This is a genomic window from Streptococcus sp. C150, assembly GCF_000187445.1.
Taxonomy (GTDB): Bacteria; Bacillota; Bacilli; order Lactobacillales; family Streptococcaceae; genus Streptococcus; species Streptococcus raffinosi.
This window is the reverse complement of the sequence record NZ_GL698456.1, coordinates 1-1,379: the sequence shown is the minus strand read 5'-3', so window position 1 is coordinate 1,379 and position 1,379 is coordinate 1. Positions and strand designations below refer to the sequence as shown.

Here is a 1,379-nt window from a genome sequence, read left to right as displayed (position 1 = left end):
TCCGCCATAGCTCAGTTGGTAGTAGCGCATGACTGTTAATCATGATGTCGTAGGTTCGAGTCCTACTGGCGGAGTATAGTACTTGTGGTCAGACTTTGTCTGACCTTTTTTTGTTTCTTTGTCAACTGTAGTGGGTGACGAAAAGCTAACATCTAGAGAGAACCTGATAGGTTTTCTCTTTTTGTATGTTCAGAGTGATGAAAACACGCTTCCTAAAGTTAATAAAGTTTCTAAAACCGAAGCCCAGACGTTTAATGTCTTTGATAAGCTTATTGGTCCCCTCCAATTTTGCATTTGAGTAATGTGTTTCTAGCGCATTTTTGATGTATGGTTTGTGTTTAAGGAAGGTCCTAAAGACAGTTTTGAAGTAATGATTGACCTTGCTTATATTCTCCTCTATGAGCTCGAAAAACTCATCTACCCTCTTCTCCTGAAAGTGAAACAGCAACAGCTGATAGAGGTTATAATAGTTAGCGAGTTCTTCTGAGAAATTCAGTGTCTTCCTAACGACTTCATGTGGACTTAAGGTTTGACCAAAGGTCTTCGAGTGAAATGATTACAAGATAACTTACGGCTGTCCTTTTGGAAGAGTCTCCAGTGATTTTTCAAGGCTCGATAAGGGAGTGACTTCTTATCAAACTGGTTCATAATGGCAATTCTTGTCTTCAAAAAGGCTCGACCAAGGTGTTGGATTATGTGGAAACGATCAATAATGATTTCGGCGTTCGGGAAAAGTCTACGAGCTAGTGGGATATAGGCTCCTGACATATCCATTGTAATAAACTGCACTTTTTGGCGAACCTTCAATGGATACTTCAAAAAGTGGTTTCGAATCGTGGTTTGACGGCGATTATCAAGGATGGTTATGAGTTTGTTGGTCTCATAGTTTTGCGCCACAAAAGCGAGTTCACCTTTCTTGAACCCAAACTCATCCCAAGACATAACAGCTGGGAGCTTGTCATAATGCTCCTTGAAAGTAAACTGGTCAAGCTTACGATAGACAGTGGACGTTGATACACGAAGTCTTCTGGCAATATCTGTTAGTGACACCTTTTCAGTAAGGAGCTGTGCAACTTTTTGCCGGACTAGATTGGAGATTTGGCAGTTTTTCTCAACGATTGATGTCTTAGCTACCGTGACTCTCCTACAACTTTTACACTGGAAACGACGCTTTTTAAGACGTAATAGTGTAGGTGTTCCAGCTTGTTCAAGGAGAGGAATTTTAGAAGGTTTTTGAAAGTCATATTTGATCATCTTTCCTTGGCAGTGAGGACATGGTGGTGCAGGGTAATCGAGTGTTGCTTGAACCTCGATGTAGGTATCTTTTCAAAACAAGAGAAATAATGATATTTGGGTCTTTAATTCCGATTAATTCTGTG

General features: G+C 40.3%; 1 tRNA gene and 1 pseudogene. One reads left to right on the top strand and one right to left on the bottom strand.

Features of this window, described 5'->3' with window-relative positions:
- A tRNA-Asn gene (locus tag HMPREF0848_RS10060) sits at nucleotides 1-74 on the top strand.
- A gap of 78 nt (nucleotides 75-152) precedes the next feature.
- Here the strand turns inward: HMPREF0848_RS10060 and HMPREF0848_RS10055 are convergent.
- Nucleotides 153-1,379, bottom strand: a pseudogene (locus HMPREF0848_RS10055) (ISL3 family transposase); the annotation flags it as partial.